At 72.9% G+C, this 16,995-nt stretch carries 18 protein-coding genes; 8 read left to right on the top strand and 10 right to left on the bottom strand.

Features of this window, described 5'->3' with window-relative positions; genetic code table 11:
- Positions 1–28: 28 nt before the first annotated feature.
- From ACILRH_RS18430 to modA, 3 genes are read right to left on the bottom strand one after another with little or no spacing between them, the layout of a single operon-like run.
- Complete coding sequence (locus ACILRH_RS18430) at positions 29–1,081, bottom strand: sulfate/molybdate ABC transporter ATP-binding protein (RefSeq protein ID WP_395695519.1); 1,053 nt, start codon at positions 1,079–1,081, stop codon at positions 29–31.
- The gene (locus tag ACILRH_RS18425) at positions 1,078–1,866 is read right to left on the bottom strand and encodes an ABC transporter permease (protein WP_395695518.1); all 789 of its coding nucleotides are present in this window, start codon (positions 1,864–1,866) and stop codon (positions 1,078–1,080) included. Before ACILRH_RS18425 ends, ACILRH_RS18430 begins: the two co-directional genes overlap by 4 nt.
- 23 nt (positions 1,867–1,889) lie before the next feature.
- Positions 1,890–2,660, bottom strand: coding sequence for a molybdate ABC transporter substrate-binding protein (modA, locus tag ACILRH_RS18420; RefSeq protein ID WP_395695517.1), 771 nt, complete (start codon positions 2,658–2,660; stop codon positions 1,890–1,892).
- Between the two features lie 134 nt (positions 2,661–2,794).
- On the opposite strand from modA, the gene hsaA reads away from it, so the two are divergent.
- The 4 genes from hsaA to ACILRH_RS18400 all read left to right on the top strand — a co-directional run bounded on the left by hsaA (position 2,795) and on the right by ACILRH_RS18400 (position 6,502).
- Positions 2,795–3,976: a 3-hydroxy-9,10-secoandrosta-1,3,5(10)-triene-9,17-dione monooxygenase oxygenase subunit gene (hsaA, locus tag ACILRH_RS18415; protein ID WP_395695516.1), complete on the top strand. Its 1,182-nt coding sequence runs from the start codon at positions 2,795–2,797 to the stop codon at positions 3,974–3,976.
- 3 nt (positions 3,977–3,979) lie between these two features.
- Positions 3,980–4,879 carry a 4,5:9,10-diseco-3-hydroxy-5,9,17-trioxoandrosta-1(10),2-diene-4-oate hydrolase gene (gene hsaD, locus ACILRH_RS18410; RefSeq protein WP_395695515.1) on the top strand — a complete coding sequence of 300 codons (900 nt, stop codon included), beginning with the start codon at positions 3,980–3,982 and terminating at the stop codon, positions 4,877–4,879.
- Complete coding sequence (gene hsaC, locus ACILRH_RS18405) at positions 4,876–5,778, top strand: iron-dependent extradiol dioxygenase HsaC (protein WP_395695514.1); 903 nt, start codon at positions 4,876–4,878, stop codon at positions 5,776–5,778. Before hsaD ends, hsaC begins: the two co-directional genes overlap by 4 nt.
- Positions 5,779–5,839: 61 nt before the next feature.
- The gene (locus ACILRH_RS18400; protein WP_395695513.1) at positions 5,840–6,502 is read left to right on the top strand and encodes a flavin reductase family protein; all 663 of its coding nucleotides are present in this window, start codon (positions 5,840–5,842) and stop codon (positions 6,500–6,502) included.
- A 344-nt stretch (positions 6,503–6,846) separates the two neighbouring features.
- On the opposite strand, the gene ACILRH_RS18395 is transcribed toward ACILRH_RS18400, so the two are convergent.
- The 7 genes from ACILRH_RS18395 to ACILRH_RS18365 form a co-directional block, all read right to left on the bottom strand.
- Positions 6,847–8,013 (bottom strand): NAD(P)/FAD-dependent oxidoreductase, encoded by a 1,167-nt coding sequence (locus ACILRH_RS18395; RefSeq protein WP_395695512.1) that lies wholly within the window; start codon positions 8,011–8,013, stop codon positions 6,847–6,849.
- 18 nt (positions 8,014–8,031) lie between these two features.
- A complete protein-coding gene (locus ACILRH_RS18390; RefSeq protein ID WP_395695511.1) occupies positions 8,032–8,175 on the bottom strand; it encodes a hypothetical protein in 144 nt (47 codons plus the stop codon).
- Positions 8,176–8,264: 89 nt separating this feature from the next.
- Positions 8,265–8,669: a cupin domain-containing protein gene (locus tag ACILRH_RS18385; protein ID WP_395695510.1), complete on the bottom strand. Its 405-nt coding sequence runs from the start codon at positions 8,667–8,669 to the stop codon at positions 8,265–8,267.
- 40 nt (positions 8,670–8,709) lie between these two features.
- A complete protein-coding gene (locus ACILRH_RS18380) occupies positions 8,710–9,669 on the bottom strand; it encodes an acyl-CoA dehydrogenase family protein (protein ID WP_395695509.1) in 960 nt (319 codons plus the stop codon).
- Positions 9,669–10,553, bottom strand: coding sequence for an acyl-CoA dehydrogenase family protein (locus ACILRH_RS18375; RefSeq protein WP_395695508.1), 885 nt, complete (start codon positions 10,551–10,553; stop codon positions 9,669–9,671). The genes ACILRH_RS18380 and ACILRH_RS18375 overlap by 1 nt, the downstream gene beginning before the upstream one ends.
- Positions 10,550–11,701 carry an acyl-CoA dehydrogenase family protein gene (locus tag ACILRH_RS18370; RefSeq protein ID WP_395695507.1) on the bottom strand — a complete coding sequence of 384 codons (1,152 nt, stop codon included), beginning with the start codon at positions 11,699–11,701 and terminating at the stop codon, positions 10,550–10,552. The genes ACILRH_RS18375 and ACILRH_RS18370 overlap by 4 nt, the downstream gene beginning before the upstream one ends.
- The gene (locus ACILRH_RS18365) at positions 11,701–13,242 is read right to left on the bottom strand and encodes a FadD3 family acyl-CoA ligase (RefSeq protein ID WP_395695506.1); all 1,542 of its coding nucleotides are present in this window, start codon (positions 13,240–13,242) and stop codon (positions 11,701–11,703) included. The genes ACILRH_RS18370 and ACILRH_RS18365 overlap by 1 nt, the downstream gene beginning before the upstream one ends.
- Before the next feature lie 30 nt (positions 13,243–13,272).
- On the opposite strand from ACILRH_RS18365, the gene ACILRH_RS18360 reads away from it, so the two are divergent.
- Genes ACILRH_RS18360 through ACILRH_RS18345 form a run of 4 tightly spaced genes read left to right on the top strand, consistent with a single transcriptional unit; the run spans position 13,273 to position 16,989 of the window.
- The gene (locus ACILRH_RS18360) at positions 13,273–14,457 is read left to right on the top strand and encodes an acyl-CoA dehydrogenase family protein (protein ID WP_395695505.1); all 1,185 of its coding nucleotides are present in this window, start codon (positions 13,273–13,275) and stop codon (positions 14,455–14,457) included.
- A gap of 16 nt (positions 14,458–14,473) precedes the next feature.
- Positions 14,474–15,256, top strand: coding sequence for an SDR family oxidoreductase (locus ACILRH_RS18355; RefSeq protein ID WP_395695504.1), 783 nt, complete (start codon positions 14,474–14,476; stop codon positions 15,254–15,256).
- Positions 15,249–15,833: a TetR/AcrR family transcriptional regulator gene (locus tag ACILRH_RS18350; protein ID WP_395695503.1), complete on the top strand. Its 585-nt coding sequence runs from the start codon at positions 15,249–15,251 to the stop codon at positions 15,831–15,833. The genes ACILRH_RS18355 and ACILRH_RS18350 overlap by 8 nt, the downstream gene beginning before the upstream one ends.
- Positions 15,826–16,989, top strand: a complete 1,164-nt coding sequence (locus ACILRH_RS18345) for an acetyl-CoA C-acetyltransferase (protein ID WP_395695502.1) — start codon at positions 15,826–15,828, stop codon at positions 16,987–16,989. The genes ACILRH_RS18350 and ACILRH_RS18345 overlap by 8 nt, the downstream gene beginning before the upstream one ends.
- The last annotated feature ends 6 nt before the right edge of the window (positions 16,990–16,995 follow it).

Here is a 16,995-nt window from a genome sequence, read left to right as displayed (position 1 = left end):
AGCATAGAGGCCGGTCGGCACGGGGCGCTCACAGCGCGTAGACCGCGACCTCGGTCGCCTTGACGGAGAACGTGACCGGCTGCCCGACCTCGAGCCCGAGCTCGGCGGCGGCCTGCACGGTCACGTCGGCGGCCAGCTCGTCCGCGCGGACGCGGACCAGGTCGCCGCGCGGCTCGACCTCGCTCACCGTGACCTGGAAGGAGTTGCGCGGGCTGCCGCCGACCGGCTGCCGGAAGACCGCCACGGAGTGCGGGCGGAAGGTCGCGACGACGGGCGCGCCGGGCGCCGGCGGCTCGCCCTCGACCTGGCCGGCGACCCGCCGGCCGTCGGGGGAGTCGACGTGGCCGTCGCGCCAGGTGCCGGCGACCAGGTTGAGGCCGGCCAGCCGGGCGGCGAAGGCGCTGCGTGGCCGGGCGAGGACGTCGCCGCTCGCACCGGTCTCCTGGACCCGGCCCGACTCGAGCACGACGACCCGGTCGGCGAGCAGGAGCGCGTCGAGGGGGTCGTGGGTGACGACCACGACGGTGCGGTCGGCCAGCACGCGCCGCAGCACCTGCCGCAGCGCCGGCTGCACCGCGACGTCGAGGGCGGCCATCGGCTCGTCGAGCAGCAGCAGGTCGGGCTCGGCGGCGAGCGCCCGGGCCACCGCAGCCCGCTGGGCCTGACCTCCGGACACCTCCGAGGGGCGTCGCGCGGCGAGCTCGCCGATCCCGACCTCGTCCAGCCACTGCTGGGCGGCGCGCCGGGCGTCGGTGCGCGAGACCCCGCGGCTGCGCGGCCCGAACGCGACGTTCTCCAGGACGCTGAGGTGGGGGAAGAGCAGCGGCTCCTGGCCGAGGAGGGCGGTCCGTCGGTCGTGCGGGGCCACCGTCACCGACGACCCGCCGCCGACGTCGGTGAGCACCCGGTCGCCCAGGGTCACCCGGCCGGAGTCGGGGACGAGGAGGCCGGCGACCACGTCGAGCACGGTCGACTTCCCGGCGCCGTTCGGGCCGAGCAGGGCCAGGGTCTCGCCGTCGGCGACGTCGAAGGAGACCTCGACGTCGCGCGCGTCCACCCGCGCCCTCACCTGCAGCGTCATCGGGCGGCGCTGCTCTGCCGGGCCAGCCCGATGACCAGCACCGCGACGACGACCAGGACCAGGGCCAGGGCCACGGCGGCGTCGGGGTCGGTCTCGCGCTGCAGGTAGATCTCCAGGGGCAGCGTCCTGGTGCGCCCCTGCAGGCTGCCGGCGAAGGTGATCGTGGCGCCGAACTCGCCGAGCGAGCGGGCGAAGGCCAAGACGGCGCCGGAGACGAGCCCGGGCAGCACCAGCGGCAGCGTGACCCGGCGGAAGACCGTGGTCGGACGGGCGCCGAGCGACGCCGCGACGACGTCGTACCGCTGGCCGGCGGTGCGCAGGGCACCCTCGAGCGAGACGACCATGAAGGGCAGCGCCACGAACGTCTGCGCCATCACCACCGCGATCGTCGTGAACGCGATCTCGATGCCGGCGGCCTCGAGCGTGCCGCCGAGGAGGCCGCGACGCCCGAACGTGTACAGCAGCGCGATGCCACCGACGACCGGCGGGAGGACGAGGGGCAGGAGCACCAGCGACCGGAGCACCCCGAGCCCCGGGAAGTCGCGCCGGGCGAGCACGAGCGCCATCGGGACGCCGAGGAGCACGCACAGCAGGGTGCTGACCGACGACGTCTTCAGGCTCAGCACCAGCGCGTCGGTCGCCGACTCCGAGGTGATCAGCGTGAGGAAGTGGGACCAGTCGACGCGCGTCACGATGGCGACGAGCGGCAGCAGGATGAAGCTCGCGCCGAGCAGGGCGGGTACGTACGCCCAGCGCGGGACGCCGGCGGTACGGACGGTCGACACGCCGCGACCCTACCCAGCCGCGATCAGGGTGTGCCGAACCCGGCGTCCTCCAGGATCGCCTGTCCCTGGGCGCCGAGCACCAGGTCGACGAACTCCTGCGCGAGGTCGGCGTTCTCCGAGTCCTTGACCGCCACGATCGGGTAGGTGTTCACGACCTGGTCGGCCTGGGCGATGGGCACTCCGGCGACCTTGTCGCCCGCGGCCCGGACGTCGGTCACGTAGACGACGCCGGCGTCGGCCTCGCCGGACATGACCTTGCCGAGCACGTCGGTGACCGACTGCTCCTCGCTGACCGGGTCGAGCGTCACGCCGGTCACCTGCTCCATCTGGGCCGTCGCGGCGCCGCACGGCACCTCCGGCGCGCAGACGACCACCTTCACGCCGGGCTTCGCCAGGTCGGCGAACGACGCGATGCCGGCGGGGTCGTCGGGCGGGGTGGCGATCTCGAGGGTGTTGGTGGCGAAGTCCCGCGGGTCGCCGGCCTGGAGGTCGTCGGCGGTCAGCTTGTCCATGTTCGCGGTGTCGGCCGACGCGAAGACGTCGGCGGGGGCGCCCTGCTGGATCTGCGCGACCAGGTCGGAGGAGCCGCCGAAGGCGAACTCGACCTGCACGCCGTCGTGCTGCGCCTCGAACTCCTGGCCGAGCTGCTCGAACGTCGCGGTCAGGGACGACGCGGCGTAGACGGTGAGGGTCGTGTCGCCGCCGTCGCCCGCGCTGCCGGAGTCGCCGCACGCCGCCACCGCCGCGGCGACCAGCGAGAGGGAGAGGGCCAGGCCCGTCACTCGGAGTCGCATGTCGGAGAGCATGCCCGAGCGCCGCGGGATTTCCTAGGCAATACCTCGGCACGACACCCGGCGATGGCTCGTTGTGGTCGAAAACAAGAACGTGTTCTAGTATTGCGGGGTCGGTTCAGGTGACAGGAGATGCCGTGACAGGAAACGCAGGATCCCAGGCCGTTCTCGAGGGCGTCCGTGACCTGCTTCCCGGGATCCGGGAGCGGGCCGACGAGACCGAGCGCCTGCGAGTGGTGCCCGACGCCTCGATCAAGGAGCTGGAGGAGGTCGGCTACTTCCGGCTCCTGCAGCCGCGCCGCTTCGACGGCTTCGAGGCCGACCCGGTCGACTTCTACACCGCGGTGCGCGACCTGGCCACCGCGTGCGGCTCGACGGCCTGGGTGGCCAGCGTCGTCGGCGTGCACCCGTGGCAGGTCGCCCTCTTCCCCGACGAGGCCCAGCAGGCCGTCTGGGGCTCGGACACCAACACCCGCCTGAGCTCGTCCTACGCACCGACCGGCAAGGCCGTCGTCACCGAGGGCGGGTACACGCTCTCGGGCAAGTGGAGCTTCTCCTCCGGATGCGACCACTGCAGCTGGGTGCTGCTCGGCGGCCTGGTGTTCAACGAGGAGGGCAACGTCGTCGACTTCAAGACGTTCATGGTGCCCCGCGAGAGCTACACGATCGTCGACGTCTGGAACGTCGTGGGCCTGTCCGGCACCGGCTCCAACGACATCGTGGTCGACGACGTCTTCGTCCCCGAGGCGTTCACGCTGTCGATGGGCGACACCGGCCGCTGCTACGGGCCGGGCCAGGAGCAGAACCCCTCCGACCTCTACAAGCTGCCGTTCCACTCGATCTTCACCGGGACCATCACCACGCCGATCATCGGGATGGCGATGGGTGCGTACGCCGAGCACGTGGAGATGCAGCAGAAGCGGGTGCGCGCGGCGTACCTGGGCGAGAAGGCGTCGCTGGACCCGTTCGCCGCCGTCCGCATCGCGAGGGCGTCCTCGGAGATCGACGCCGCCTGGGCGCTGCTGGTCAACAACATCCGCGAGGAGCAGGCGCACGTCGAGCGCGGCGAGAAGATCCCGCTCAAGCTGCGACTGAAGGTGCGGCGCGATCAGGTGCTCGGGACCCAGCGCGCCATCGACGCGATCGACGAGCTGTTCGAGGCCTCCGGCGGGCGGGCGCTCGCGACCGGCACCTACCTCCAGCGCGCCTGGCGCGACGCCCACGCGGGGCGGGTGCACGCCGCCAACGACCCGGAGCGGGCCCTGCAGATGTTCGGTGCCCACGAGTTCGGCCACAAGGTCGACCCGGGGATGTACTGATCGATGGCGGACTTCTCGCAGGAGGGCACCCGGCGCTCGGCCGCTGTCGCCGTCGGGGCTCGCGAGACCACCCTGAACTACTACGAGGCCGGCACCGCGGGTGAGACCGGCGGCGGGCTGCCGCTGGTCATGCTGCACGGCGGCGGGCCGGGTGCCTCGGCGTGGTCGAACTTCGGCCGCGCGCTGCCGCACTTCGCGGCGTCGTTCCGCACCCTGCTGGTCGACCAGCCCGGCTTCGGCGGCTCCGACAAGCCCGCGGTGGTCGGCAACTACTACCGGCACGCGACCGACCACGTGGTCGCACTGCTCGACCACCTCGGCATCGAGCGGATCCACCTGCTCGGCAACAGCCTCGGCGGCGGTACGGCGATGCGGCTCAGCCTCGAGCACCCGGACCGGGTCGGCCGGCTCATCCTGATGGGCCCGGGCGGGCTGTCGCTCAACCTCTTCCACGCCGACCCGACCGAGGGCGTGCAGCGGCTGATGGACTTCGGCGCGGACCCGACGCGGGAGCGGCTGCGGGCCTTCATCTCCACGATGGTGGTCGACCAGTCCCTGGTCACCGACGAGCTGGTCGAGGAGCGGTTCGCCGACGCGACGGCACCGGGTGCGCAGGAGGCGATGCGGTCGATGGGGATGTCCTTCTGGAACCCCGAGACCGCCGAGGACGGGATGCTGTGGCGCGAGGCCCACCGGCTGCGCAAGCACACGCTGCTGACCTGGGGTCGCGAGGACCGGGTCAACCCTCTCGACGGGGCGTTCGCCGCACTCAAGCTCATCCCGCGGGCCCAGCTGCACGTGTTCCCCAACTGCGGGCACTGGGCCCAGATCGAGGCGGCCGACGAGTTCGCCGAGATCTCCACGGCGTTCCTGGCCCGCCACGTCGAGAGGAGCCGGTCGTGACCATCGAGATCAGGTCCATGGGCTACGTCCGCGTGGCCAGCACCGACCCGGAGCAGTGGCGCACGTTCGCCGGGAAGGTGCTCGGGCTGGCCGAGGGGAGGGGCCCGGACCCCACCCACCAGTACTGGCGCATCGACGAGGTGTCGGCGCGGATCGTGGTCGTGCCCGCCGACGTCGACCAGCTCGAGTGCGTGGGGTGGGAGGTTGCCGACCACCGCGCGCTGCAGGACGCCCGCGAGCACCTCGAGAAGGCCGGGGTCGTCGTCGAGGATGGCACCCGCGAGGAGCTCGACGAGCGCCGGGTGCAGGACCTGGTGCGCTTCCGCGACCCGTGGGACAACGTCTTCGAGCTCTTCCACGGCATCACCTACGAGGCGCGACCGGTCGTGCCGCCGTACGGCGCCCGGTTCGTCACCGGCGACCAGGGCATGGGCCACGTGGTGGTGCCGGTGGGCGACGACGTCGAGGCGCTGCGCTTCTACGCCGACGTGCTCGGGTTCCGGCTGCGGGACTCGATGAGCATGCCGGGGGAGTTCGTCGGCAAGGAGCCCGGCTCGAAGGTGTGGCTGCGCTTCCTCGGGGTGAACCCGCGGCACCACTCGCTGGCGTTCCTGCCGATGCCGAACCCGGCCAAGTGCGTCCACATCATGCTCGAGGTCGACCGGCTCGACGACGTCGGCCGGGCGCTGGAGCGGGTCCGCAGGCACCAGGCGCCGCTGTCGGCCACCCTCGGGCGCCACATGAACGACGAGATGATCTCGTTCTACGTCCGCTCGCCCGGCGGGTTCGACGTCGAGTTCGGCACCGACGGCCTCACCGTCGACGACGCCCGCTGGGTGGCCCGGGAGTCGACCGCGGTGTCCTACTGGGGCCACGACTTCGGCGCTGCCGGCCGGTGACCTGGCCGGTGACCTGGACGGTGACACGGTTGCCGGGCGCGTCGGTGGGAAACTGGTCGGCATGAGCTCGGAGCCGCGCGGCGAGGGACCCAGCCGGGAGATCCCGGAGGGGATGAGCCCGGACGCCCGGGAGACCTGGCCGAGCCCGGAGCTGATCAGCTCCTGGCTGGGCGACCAGGACATCGACTTCGAGTGGCGGCCGGGGGAGGACCTGCCGGTCCACGACGACCCCGAGCACGTCGCCGCGGCCCGCCGGTTCCGCGACGTCCTGGGCCGCTTCGCGTCCGGGGTCACCGTCGTCACCGGCACGAGCCACGACGAGCCGGTGGGCCTGACCTGCCAGTCCTTCTCCAGCGTGTCGCTGGACCCGCCGCTGGTCCTGTTCATCCCCGCGAAGACCTCGCGCGCCTGGCCGCTGATCCAGCGCTCGGGCAAGTTCTGCGTCAACTTCCTGGCCGCCGACCAGGCCGGCCTGTCCAACCTGATGGCCAGCCGCGGGATCGACAAGTTCGCCGACGTGAAGTGGAGCCCGTCGCCGGTGACGGGGTCGCCGGTGCTGGAGGGGGCGCTGGCGCACATCGACTGCTCGATCCACGCGGTGCACGAGGCCGGGGACCACTACGTCGTGATCGGTCGGGTGGTCGACCTGATCACCCGCGACGACGGTCCCCAGGACCCGCTGCTGTTCTACCGGGGCGAGTACCGCACCACCGACGCCCGCTGACGTGCGGGCTGAGCGGACCCGCGGAACTGACCTGCAGAAATGACACCGACCCGCCGGCGGGCCGGCGGGTCGGTGTCCTCCCCCGATGTGTCCCCCCACAGGACAGGTACGGGTCGGTGCAGCGTGGCTGCCCGAGTGGTGGGGGGAGCGGGTCAGGAGATCCGGGTGCGACGCGGGTTCGCGACCATCTGGGTGGTCGCGGCGGGCTTCGGGGCGGTGGCCTTGGCGTTCATCACGGTCTCCTACAGAAGTTCTTCGGCGGCTGGTCCGGGGATCTCCCGGGCTGATGTGACCAGCCTGGACCGCCAACCTCAGGTCTTCCTCAAGCGCCGGACAACGACGTCTCAGTCTTCGTTCAGGGCCCGTTCAGGCACCGGCGTCCACTCCCGGCCGAACCAGCGACCGACCCGGTCGGCGCCGAACGTGGCCTTGTCGCCGGCGAGCTGACGGCTCGGGCCCGCGAGGTCGCCGGTGGGTGCCTGACCGCTGCGGAAGGTGACGTCGACCTTGCCGACCTCGCCGTCGCCGAACTCCAGGTAGCAGATGCCGCGGCCGTCGTAGGTCACGGCCGTGGTCGCCCCGCGCGCGCGGGCGACCAGCTGGGCGGCGACGACGGCGGCCTGGCCCTCGGCGAAGACGCCGGCCTTGGGGGTGCCGACGCTGGTGACGTCGCCGACGGCGTACACGTCCTCGAAGCGGGTGCGCAGGGTCAACGGGTCCACGGGGATCCAGCCGTCCTCGGTCAGCCCGGAGTCCACCACGACCTGCGGCGCCCGGTGGACGGGGACGGCGAGCAGCAGGTCGAAGGGGATCTCGGACCCGTCGGCCAGGGCGGCCACCTTCCGCTCCGGGTCCAGGGAGCGGACGAGGGACTCGGGCCGCCAGACGATGCCCCGCTCGGCGAACTCGGCCAGCAGCGCGGCGGACGCCTGGGGCGACGGCGGGATGGGGGAGCCCAGGGGCATCACCAGCGACACGGTCGACCGGTCCAGGAGCCCGCGGTCGCGCAGGTGGTCGTGCACGAGCAGGGCCGTCTCGCTCGGCGCGGGTGGGCACTTGAACGGCGTCGACGTCACTGCCACGACGACGTCGCCCCCCGGGAAGGCGTCGAGGACCTCGCGCAGCGCGAAGGCGCCCGCGACGGTGTAGAACTCGTGCCCCGCCTCCACCAGGCCGGGGGTCGCGTCCGGGTGCAGGTCGGCGCCGAGCGCGACGACCAGCACGTCACCGTCCACGGGCCCGGCGTCGGTCTCGACCCGGCGGGCGACCGGGTCGATGCTGCGCACGGTGCTCTGCAGGAAGCGGACCCGTGAGGGCGCGGCGTCGGCGTACCGGTGGACGACGTGGTCGGCGGTGGTCCGCCCGAACATCACGTCGAGCTTGGAGAAGCCGAAGACGAAGCCGTCCGCCTTGTCGACGACGGTCACCTCGACGTCTGCCCCGAGCGCGTCGTCGAGGGCCGTGGCCAGCTCCAGTCCTCCGAAGCCAGCGCCCAGGATGAGGACCCGCATGGAGGGACGCTAGCGGCGTCAGCGCGGTCGCGCAGCAGCTTCGCCGACGCGCGCACGGCGGCGGTCGCCCGCGGAGACCCGGACCCGGCCGGCGCGATCCCGCGCCGGGTCGTACGGCTTCGGCGTCGGGCGCCGGGGCACCGGCGGCGGGAACCTGGTCATGTCCACGACGCTAGGAGGCCGTGGGACACACGACGTCCACAGCGCGGTGACGAGTCGTCCATAGTTCGGCAACGGCTCGGGCGACGTGCCTAGGCCCGGTCGTCCGGCGCCGGGTCCCCCGGTGGGGAGACGTTGACCGTCGGGACACCGCCGCCCGCCCGGGCGATGACTGCCAGGGACGGCTGCCCGGTCGGGTTGCTCTCGCGGTGCACGGTCCACGCCGGCACGTGCACGAAGTCACCGGCGACGGCGTCGAGCCACCCGTCGTACCCCTCGAACTCCAGGCGCAGCACGCCGCGCACGACGTAGAGGCTGGTCTCGTTGCGCTCGTGGTGGTGCCAGCCCGACACGGCGCCCGGGGCGGTCTCCACCTGGCCGGCCCACAGCAGCGGCACCTCGAAGGCGCGCTCGCGGCTCATGCCCGGGGTGGGGTCGGTGGGGACCAGGTCTGCAGGTCCGAGGACCCGGACCGGGCGGGGCAGCTCCAGGCTCACGTCCCCAGGGTGGCACAGCCCGCGGACGCAGTGGAACAGGTCAGAGCGTCAGGAGCGCGCGGTGCTCGCGCGGCGAGCCGAAGAGGTGCTGCAGCGCGTGAGCGCGCTTGAGGACCAGGTGGGCGTCGTGCTCCCAGGTGATCGCGATGCCGCCGTGCAGCTGCACGGTCTCGGCGGCGATCCGCGCGAACGCCTCGCCGCAGTAGGACGCCGCGACGTGGGCGAGCTCCGCTGCGTCGGGGGCGTCCATGGCGACGGCGTACGACGCCGCCCACGACGCCGACCGGGACATCTCGGCCAGCACCAGCATGTCGGCCATCCGGTGCTTGAGCGCCTGGAAGGAGCCGATCGGCCGGCCGAACTGCACGCGCTGCTTGCTGTAGGCCACCGTCATCTCCAGCGCGCGAGCGGCGCCACCGGTGGCGAGCGCCGCGCAGCCGACCGCGCCGACCAGGCGCGCCCGGTCCCGGGCCGCGATGCCGTCCCCGATCCGGACGGCCGACGCCAGGTCGGCGGTCATCTCCGCCAGGCGGATGGTCTGGTCCATGCTCGCGACCCACACCGCCTCGGTGTCGGTGACCTCGAAGAGCCCGTCGTCGGTCGCGACCACCACGATGGCGGCCAGGTCGCCGTCCAGCACCGGCCCGGCGCCGTCGACGAACGCCGCGACCTCGCCCGCCGCGATGCGGGGGAGCAGCCGCGCCCGGGCGTCCTCGTCGGCCCCCGCGAGCAGCGCCTCCGCGGTCACCACGCTCGACAGCAGCGGCGAGGGCACCAGCGCCCGGCCGAGCTCCTCCAGCACCAGCGAGCTCTCGACCAGGGAGGCGCCGAACCCGTCGTTCTCCTCGGGGACGGCCAGGGCCGCCACCCCGACCTGGTCGCAGAGCGTCCGCCACAGGGTCTCGTCGAACCGCTCGGCGCGCGGGTCACCGTGCCGGGTCAGCACCGCGCGGACGGTGGCGACCAGCTCCTGCTGCTCCTCGGACAGGGAGAAGTCCATCAGAGCAGCCCCTCGAGCACGCGGGCGCGGTGGTACGCCGGCGTGCCCCACGCCGTCACCAGGGCACGCACCTTGGTGAGCCAGAGGCTGAGGTCGAGCTCCTGGGTGTAGCCGATCGCGCCGTGCACCTGCAGGCCGGTGCGGGAGGAGAGGTACGCCGCGTCGCCCGCCGCCACCTTGGCCGCCGATGCGGGAACCGCACCCAGGGCCGCACCGAGCACGAGCGGCCGAGCGAAGTCGAGGGCGATCCGCACGTCGGCGAGGTGGTGCTTGATCGCCTGGTACGAGCCGATCTCTCGGCCGAACTGCCGGCGCTGCTTCACGTAGGACACCGAGTCGGCCAGGATCCGCTCGCCGGCGCCCAGGAGCTGGGCCGCGGTCGCGAGCACCGCCAGGTCGAACGCCTCCCCGGGCAGCTCCGGGTGCACCTCGGCGTCGCCTGCGTCGCCGATCCGGAACAGGTGCCGGGTCCGGTCCACCGAGCCCACCCGGTCGCCGACCGAGGCGACCGGCGTGCTGCCGACGTACACCTCGTCGGCGACGTCGGCGTCCAGGGCGTAGGGCACCAGGGGCGGCAGCGCGACCGTCGCGACGCCGGTGACCTCGCGGCCCAGGGCGAGCGGCAGGTAGGCCGCCGACTCGACCCACGGGCCGGGGACCGCGTGGCGCCCGAGCGCCTCGAACGCCACCACCACCTCGACCGGCGTCGCCTCCGTGGCCAAGGAGAGGACGCCGAGGTCGGTCAGCCGGGACCACAGTGCCAGGCCCGGGGCGTGGTCGCCGTCCGCCCACGCGCGGGCGACCGCCACGGTGCCTGCCGACGACAGCAGGGCGTCGAGGGCTCCCGCGAGGTCGCGCTGGTCGGCGTCGAGCTCGAACCTCATCGCCGGACCTCCCCTCGGGGCTCGCGCGGCAGGCCGAGGATCCGCTCCGCGACGATGTTGCGCTGGATCTCGTTGGTGCCGGCGTAGATGGGGCCCGAGAGGGAGAAGGTGTAGCCGTCCAGCCAGGCGGAGCCGACCTCGGCATCGGGCCCGAGGAGGTCGAGCGCGGTCTCGTGGAGGGCGACGTCGAGCTCGGACCAGAAGACCTTGTTGACCGACCCCGCCGCGCCCAGGTCGCCGCCGGCCGCCAGTCGGGTCACGGTGCCCCACGTGTAGAGCCGGTAGGCCTGCGCCTTCGTCCAGGCGTCGACGACGCGGGCCGACGCCGTCGGGTCCGGGTGTGCCCGGTAGAGGTCGAGGAGCCGGTCCGCGGCGGCGCAGAAGCGTCCGGGGGAGCGCAGCGACAGCCCGCGCTCGTTGCCCGCCGTCGACATCGCGACCCGCCAGCCGTCGCCCGGGGCGCCGAGTACGTCGCGGTCGGGCACGAAGACGTCCTCGAAGAAGATCTCGGCGAACCCGGCCTCGCCGTCGAGCTGGGCGATCGGTCGCACGCTGACGCCGTCGGCGTCGAGCGGGAAGAGGAAGTAGGTCAGGCCGTGGTGCCGCTCGGCCGCCGGGTCGGACCGGAACAACCCGAAGCCCCAGTGCGCGAAGGACGCCCGCGACGACCAGGTCTTCTGGCCGTTGAGGAGCCAGCCGCCCCGAGCCTCGTCGCGGCGCGCGGTCGACCGCAGCGACGCCAGGTCGGACCCCGCCTCCGGCTCGGACCAGCACTGCGCCCACACCTGCTCGCCGGTGGCCATCGTCGGCAGGAAGCGGTCCTGCTGCTCGGGCGTGCCGTGGTCGAAGATGATCGGGGCGAGCAGGAAGATGCCGTTCTGGCTGACCCGGCCGGGGGCGCCGGCCCGGTAGTACTCCTCCTCGAAGAGCACCCACTCGACCAGCGACGCCTCGCGGCCGTGGTAGCCACGCGGCCACGAGACGACCGACCAGCGCGCCTCGGCCAGCCGGCGCTCCCACTCCTGGTGGGCGACGAAGCCGTCCGCGGTGTCCATCGAGGGCAGCGGCTCGGCGGGCACGTGGGCGGCCAGCCAGGCCCGCGCCTCGTCGCGGAACGCGAGCTCGGACTCGCTCAGGTCGAGGTCCATCAGTCCTCCGGGTTCGGTCGTCGAGTAGCCGCCGAGGGACGAGGCGGCGTATCGAGACGCAGCTGGGTCTTCAGCACCTTGCCGGACAGGTTGCGCGGCAGGCCGCTGACGACCTCGACGTGCCGGGGCACCTTGAAGTTCGCGAGCCGCTCGCGGGCGAACGCGATGACGTCCTCGGGGGCCACGCCGTGCTCGTCCGTGGCGACGACGAACGCCTTGCCGACCTCGCCCATCCGCTCGTCCGGCACGCCGACCACGGCGACGTCGGCCACGCCGTCCATCCGGGCGAGCACCTGCTCGACCTCGGCGGGGTAGACGTTGAAGCCGCCCGAGATGTACATGTCCTTGAGCCGGTCGGTGATCGAGAGGTTGCCCTGCTCGTCGAGGACGCCGACGTCGCCGGTGTGCAGCCAGCCGTCCTCGTCGATGGCCTCGGCAGTGGCGGCGGGGTCGTCGAGGTAGCCGAGCATCACGTGCTCGCCGCGCACCAGGAGCTCGCCCGCCCCCGTGTCGTCGGGGTCGCCGATCCGCGTCTCCATCCCGGGGATCGCGCGGCCACAGGTCGTGGCCACGGTCTCGGCGGAGTCGCCCTCGCGACACATCGTCACCACCACCGCCTCGGTCATCCCGAACGCAGTGACGACCTGGTCGATGCCGAGCCCCTCGGGGGCCGGGGCGCGCATCCGCTCGATGAGGACCACCGGGACGACGGCTGCCCCGGTCACGGCCAGCCGCAGCGACGACAGGTCGCGCTCGGCTCGGCCGGGCGCGGTCAGCAGCGACTGGTAGATGGTGGGCGCACCCGGCAGCACCGTGATCCGCTCGGACTCGATGATCCGCATCGTCTCGTCGAGGTCGAAGGTGGGCACCGGGTAGAGCGTGGCGCCGGTGAGCAGGCCGACCAGGATGCCGATCTTGTAGCCGAACGAGTGGAAGAACGGGTTGACCACCAGGTAGCGGTCGTCCTGGCGGACCCCGCCCAGCTCCGCCCAGGCGCGGGCCACGCCGATGGACTGGCGGTGCGCCGACATCGCGCCCTTCGACCGGCCGGTGGTGCCCGAGGTGAACAGGATGTCCGCGACGTCGTCGGGGGAGACGTCCTCGTGGGCGAACGGCTCGCTGCGCGGCGTGCGGGTCACGAGGTCCTGCAGGCGGACGACGGGTGCGGCGACCCCTGCTGCCGCGAGCTCGCCGACCTGGTCGCGGCCGAGGAACCCGTCGTGGACGACGACCACGGCGGCGCGGGTGCGCTCGACGACGTCGGCGACCTCGGGCCCGACGTAGCGACTGTTGACCGGCACGAGCACGCCGCCGGCGTAGGACACCGCGAGCGCGGCGACGGCCCAGTCGATGCTGTTGGGTCCCCAGACCACGACGCGGCCGCCCGGCGCTACCCCGAGGTCGGCGTACGTCGCTGCGACCGCCTCGACTCGGATGCGCAGTGCGGCGTAGGACAGCGTGTGCTCGCCCTCGACGTACGCCGGGTGGTCGCCGAAGCGCTCCGCGGCCTCGCGGAGCAGGGCGGGGATGGTGTCGGACAAACCAAGCATTTGCTTGGTAGCATAGCGCACGTGGACCTGAGCTACTCGACCGAGGACGAGGCCTTCCGGGCCGAGATCCGGGAGTGGCTCGCCGAGCACCTGACCGGCGAGTGGGCGGCGCTGCGCGGGCTCGGCGGCGCGGGGCGGGACCACGAGGCGCACGAGGAGCGGTTGGCCTGGAACCGGCTGCTGGCCGAGCACGGCTGGACCTGCGTCGGCTGGCCGGTCGAGCACGGCGGACGTGGGCTGAGCCTGGTCCAGCAGGTGATCTTCCACGAGGAGTACGCGCGAGCCGACGCGCCGGTGCGGGTCAACCACCTGGGCGAGGAGCTGCTCGGGCCGACCCTGATGGCGTTCGGCACCCCGGAGCAGCAGGCCCGGTTCCTGCCGCCCATCGTCGCCGTCGAGGAGCTGTGGGCCCAGGGCTACTCCGAGCCCGACGCCGGCTCCGACCTGGCCAACGTGCAGACGAAGGCGCGCCGGGAGGCGGACGAGTGGGTGGTCGACGGGCAGAAGGTGTGGACGTCCAACGCCCACCTGAGCCAGTGGGCCTTCGTGCTGTGCCGCAGCGAGCCGGGGTCGCAGCGCCACCACGGCCTGTCCTTCCTGCTCATGCCGCTGGACCAGGAGGGCGTGGAGATCCGGCCGATCGAGCAGCTGACCGGTGGGTCGGAGTTCAACGAGGTGTTCCTCACCGGCGCCCGCACCTCAGCGGACCTGGTCGTCGGCGAGCCGGGGGACGGCTGGCGGGTGGCGATGGCCCTGCTCGGCTTCGAGCGCGGGGTGTCGGTGCTCGCCCAGGTGGTCGGCTTCACCCGCGAGCTCGAGGGCGTCGTCGACCTCGCGAGGCAGAACGGCGCCCTCGACGACCCGGTCCTGCGCGACCGGCTCGCCGGGCTGAAGGTGGAGCTGGAGGTGATGCGGTTCCAGGCGCTGCGCGGCCTGTCGACCGAGGACGCCGCCGGCCCCTCGGTCTTCAAGCTCGTGTGGGCGAACTGGCACAAGCGGCTCGGCGAGGTGGCGATGGACGTGCTCGGCCCCGACGGGCTGGCCGCCGGCGCGTCCGCCGATGGCTCCTACGAGCTCGACCGCTGGCAACGGCTCTTCCTCTTCTCGCGCGCCGACACCATCTACGGCGGCAGCGACGAGGTGCAGCGCAACATCCTCGCCGAGCGGGTGCTCGGCCTTCCCCGCGAACCGAAGGGAAGCCCATGAGCAGAGAGGCACGCCCATGACCGCTCCGGAGTACGTCCCCGGGCACGACCTGCTGGCCGGCAAGGTCGTCGCGGTGACCGCCGGCGCCGGTGCCGGCATCGGCGCCTCCGTCGTGCGGCGGGCGCTGGAGGAGGGCGCGCGGGCCGTCGTGTTCAGCGACACCCACGCGCGCCGGCTCGCCGAGGCGGAGGAGACGCTGGCCGCGGAGTTCGGCGCCGACCGGGTCCGCCAGCTCGTGTGCGACGTGACCGACGAGTCCCAGGTGCAGCGCTTCCTCGACGCCGCCGACGAGCTGGGCGGCGTGGACGTGCTGGTCAACAACGCCGGCCTCGGGGGCACCGCCAGCGTCCTGGACATGACCGACGAGCAGTGGTCCCGGGTCCTCGACATCACCCTGACCGGCACGTTCCGGTGCATCCGGGCGGCCGGGCAGCGGATGGTCGCGGCCGGCAAGGGTGGCGTGATCGTCAACAACGCCTCGGTCATCGGGTGGCGGGCGCAGGAGGGCCAGGCGCACTACGCCGCGGCCAAGGCCGGGGTGATGGCGCTGACCCGGTCCGCCGCGATGGACCTGGCCCCGCACGGGATCCGCGTCAACGCCGTGTCGCCGAGCCTGGCGATGCACCCGTTCCTGGCCAAGGTCACCTCCGACGAGCTGCTGGAGGAGCTGACCAGCAGGGAGGCGTTCAAGCGCGCCGCCGAGCCCTGGGAGGTCGCGAACGTGATGGTGTTCCTGGCGAGCGACTACTCGTCGTACCTCACCGGCGAGGTCGTCTCGGTGAGCAGCCAGCATGCCTGACGAGGGATCGAGGCGCGACGAGCTGCTGGCCATCGCCGCCCGGCTGTTCGCGGACAAGGGCTTCAAGAACACGACCGTGCGCGACATCGCCGACGCGGCCGGCATCCTCTCGGGCAGCCTCTACCACCACTTCGACTCGAAGGAGTCGATGGTCGACGAGATCCTGCGGACCTTCCAGGAGGAGCTCTTCGGCCAGTACGACGAGATCCTCGCGAGCGGCGACGACCCGCTCACCCAGCTCGAGCAGGCGGTGCTGGTCTCCTTCGACGCGATCGACCGGCACCACGACGAGGTCGCCATCTTCCAGAACGACGCGGCCTACCTGCTGACGTTCGACCGGTTCTCCTACCTCGCCTACCGCAACCGGCAGTCCCGGGAGGTCTGGCTCACCCTGCTGCGGCGCGGCATCGACGCCGGAGTCCTGCGCGACGACCTGGACCTCGAGCTCACCTACCGGTTCATCCGCGACACCGTCTGGGTCGCGGTCGCGTGGTACCGCCCCGGCGGCCGCCGCACGCAGACCGAGATCGCGCAGCAGTACCTGTCCATCCTGCTCGAAGGGATCCACCATGCCTGAGGCCTACCTCGTCGACGCCGTGCGCACCCCGGTCGGCAAGCGGGGTGGTGCGCTCGCGGGCGTCCACTCCGCCGACCTCGCGGCCCACACGATCAGCGCGCTGCTCCGGCGTACCGGCGTCGACCCGGGTGCCGTCGACGACGTCATCCTGGGCTGCTGCGACACGATCGGGTCGCAGGCCGGCGACGTCGCGCGCACCGCGTGGCTGGTGGCGGGGCTGCCCGACCACGTGCCGGGCGTGACCATCGACCGCCAGTGCGGCTCGTCCCAGCAGGCCGTGCACTTCGCCGCGCAGGGCGTCATGTCCGGGACCCAGGACCTCGTGGTCGCCGGCGGCGTGCAGAACATGAGCGCCATCCCGATCTCGGCCGCGATGCTGGTCGGCCAGCAGTACGGCTTCTCCACGCCGTTCGCGGAGTCACCGGGCTGGCAGGCCAGGTACGGCGACCAGGAGGTCAGCCAGTTCCGGTCGGCCGAGATGATCGCCGAGAAGTGGGACATCAGCCGCGAGGAGATGGAGCAGTTCGCCCTCGCCTCCCACGAGCGGGCCCGCACCGCGATCGCCGAGGGACGGTTCGCCGGGGAGATCGAGCCCGTCACCCTGCCGGACGGCTCGGTGCTCGACACCGACCAGTGCCCGCGCGAGACCAGCCTGGACAAGATGGCCGCCCTGCAGCCGCTGGCGCCCGGTGGCCGGATCACCGCGGCCGTCGCCTCGCAGATCTGCGACGCGTCCTCCGCGGTGCTGGTCGCCTCGGAGGCGGCCGTCGCCGCGCACGGCCTGACGCCGCGGGCGCGCGTGCACCACCTCTCGGTGCGGGGCGACGACCCCGTGTGGATGCTCACCGGCCCGATCCGCGCGACCCACCACGCGCTCGAGCGGACCGGCCTCACCGTCGACGACATCGACCTCTTCGAGTGCAATGAGGCGTTCGCGTCGGTCGTGCTGGCGTGGATGCGGGAGACCGGCGCGCCCCACGACCGGGTCAACGTCAACGGTGGTGGCATCGCGCTGGGTCACCCGATCGGCGCGACCGGCACCCGGATCATGGCGACCCTGCTCGCCGAGCTCGAGCGGACCGGCGGACGGTACGGCCTCCAGACCATGTGCGAGGGCGGGGGCCAGGCCAACGTGACCATCATCGAGCGGCTCTGACCTGAC

Origin of the sequence: Nocardioides sp., assembly GCF_044226765.1 — a bacterium.
In the GTDB taxonomy this organism is placed as follows: domain Bacteria; phylum Actinomycetota; class Actinomycetes; order Propionibacteriales; family Nocardioidaceae; genus Nocardioides.
The sequence above is the reverse complement of the archived record's forward strand: the minus strand, read 5'-3'. Positions and strand labels throughout refer to the sequence as shown.

Excerpts from the sequence above, each read along its gene's own strand:
- ACILRH_RS18390 (WP_395695511.1), bottom strand. The coding sequence starts at position 8,175 with ATGACCAGGTTCCCGCCGCCGGTGCCCCGGCGCCCGACGCCGAAGCCG.
- ACILRH_RS18430 (WP_395695519.1), bottom strand. The coding sequence starts at position 1,081 with ATGACGCTGCAGGTGAGGGCGCGGGTGGACGCGCGCGACGTCGAGGTC.
- ACILRH_RS18375 (WP_395695508.1), bottom strand. The coding sequence starts at position 10,553 with ATGAGGTTCGAGCTCGACGCCGACCAGCGCGACCTCGCGGGAGCCCTC.
- ACILRH_RS18395 (WP_395695512.1), bottom strand. The coding sequence starts at position 8,013 with ATGCGGGTCCTCATCCTGGGCGCTGGCTTCGGAGGACTGGAGCTGGCC.
- ACILRH_RS18345 (WP_395695502.1), top strand. The coding sequence starts at position 15,826 with ATGCCTGAGGCCTACCTCGTCGACGCCGTGCGCACCCCGGTCGGCAAG.
- ACILRH_RS18355 (WP_395695504.1), top strand. The coding sequence starts at position 14,474 with ATGACCGCTCCGGAGTACGTCCCCGGGCACGACCTGCTGGCCGGCAAG.
- ACILRH_RS18350 (WP_395695503.1), top strand. The coding sequence starts at position 15,249 with ATGCCTGACGAGGGATCGAGGCGCGACGAGCTGCTGGCCATCGCCGCC.
- modA (WP_395695517.1), bottom strand. The coding sequence starts at position 2,660 with ATGCGACTCCGAGTGACGGGCCTGGCCCTCTCCCTCTCGCTGGTCGCC.
- ACILRH_RS18380 (WP_395695509.1), bottom strand. The coding sequence starts at position 9,669 with ATGGACTTCTCCCTGTCCGAGGAGCAGCAGGAGCTGGTCGCCACCGTC.
- ACILRH_RS18400 (WP_395695513.1), top strand. The coding sequence starts at position 5,840 with ATGAGCTCGGAGCCGCGCGGCGAGGGACCCAGCCGGGAGATCCCGGAG.
- hsaD (WP_395695515.1), top strand. The coding sequence starts at position 3,980 with ATGGCGGACTTCTCGCAGGAGGGCACCCGGCGCTCGGCCGCTGTCGCC.
- ACILRH_RS18370 (WP_395695507.1), bottom strand. The coding sequence starts at position 11,701 with ATGGACCTCGACCTGAGCGAGTCCGAGCTCGCGTTCCGCGACGAGGCG.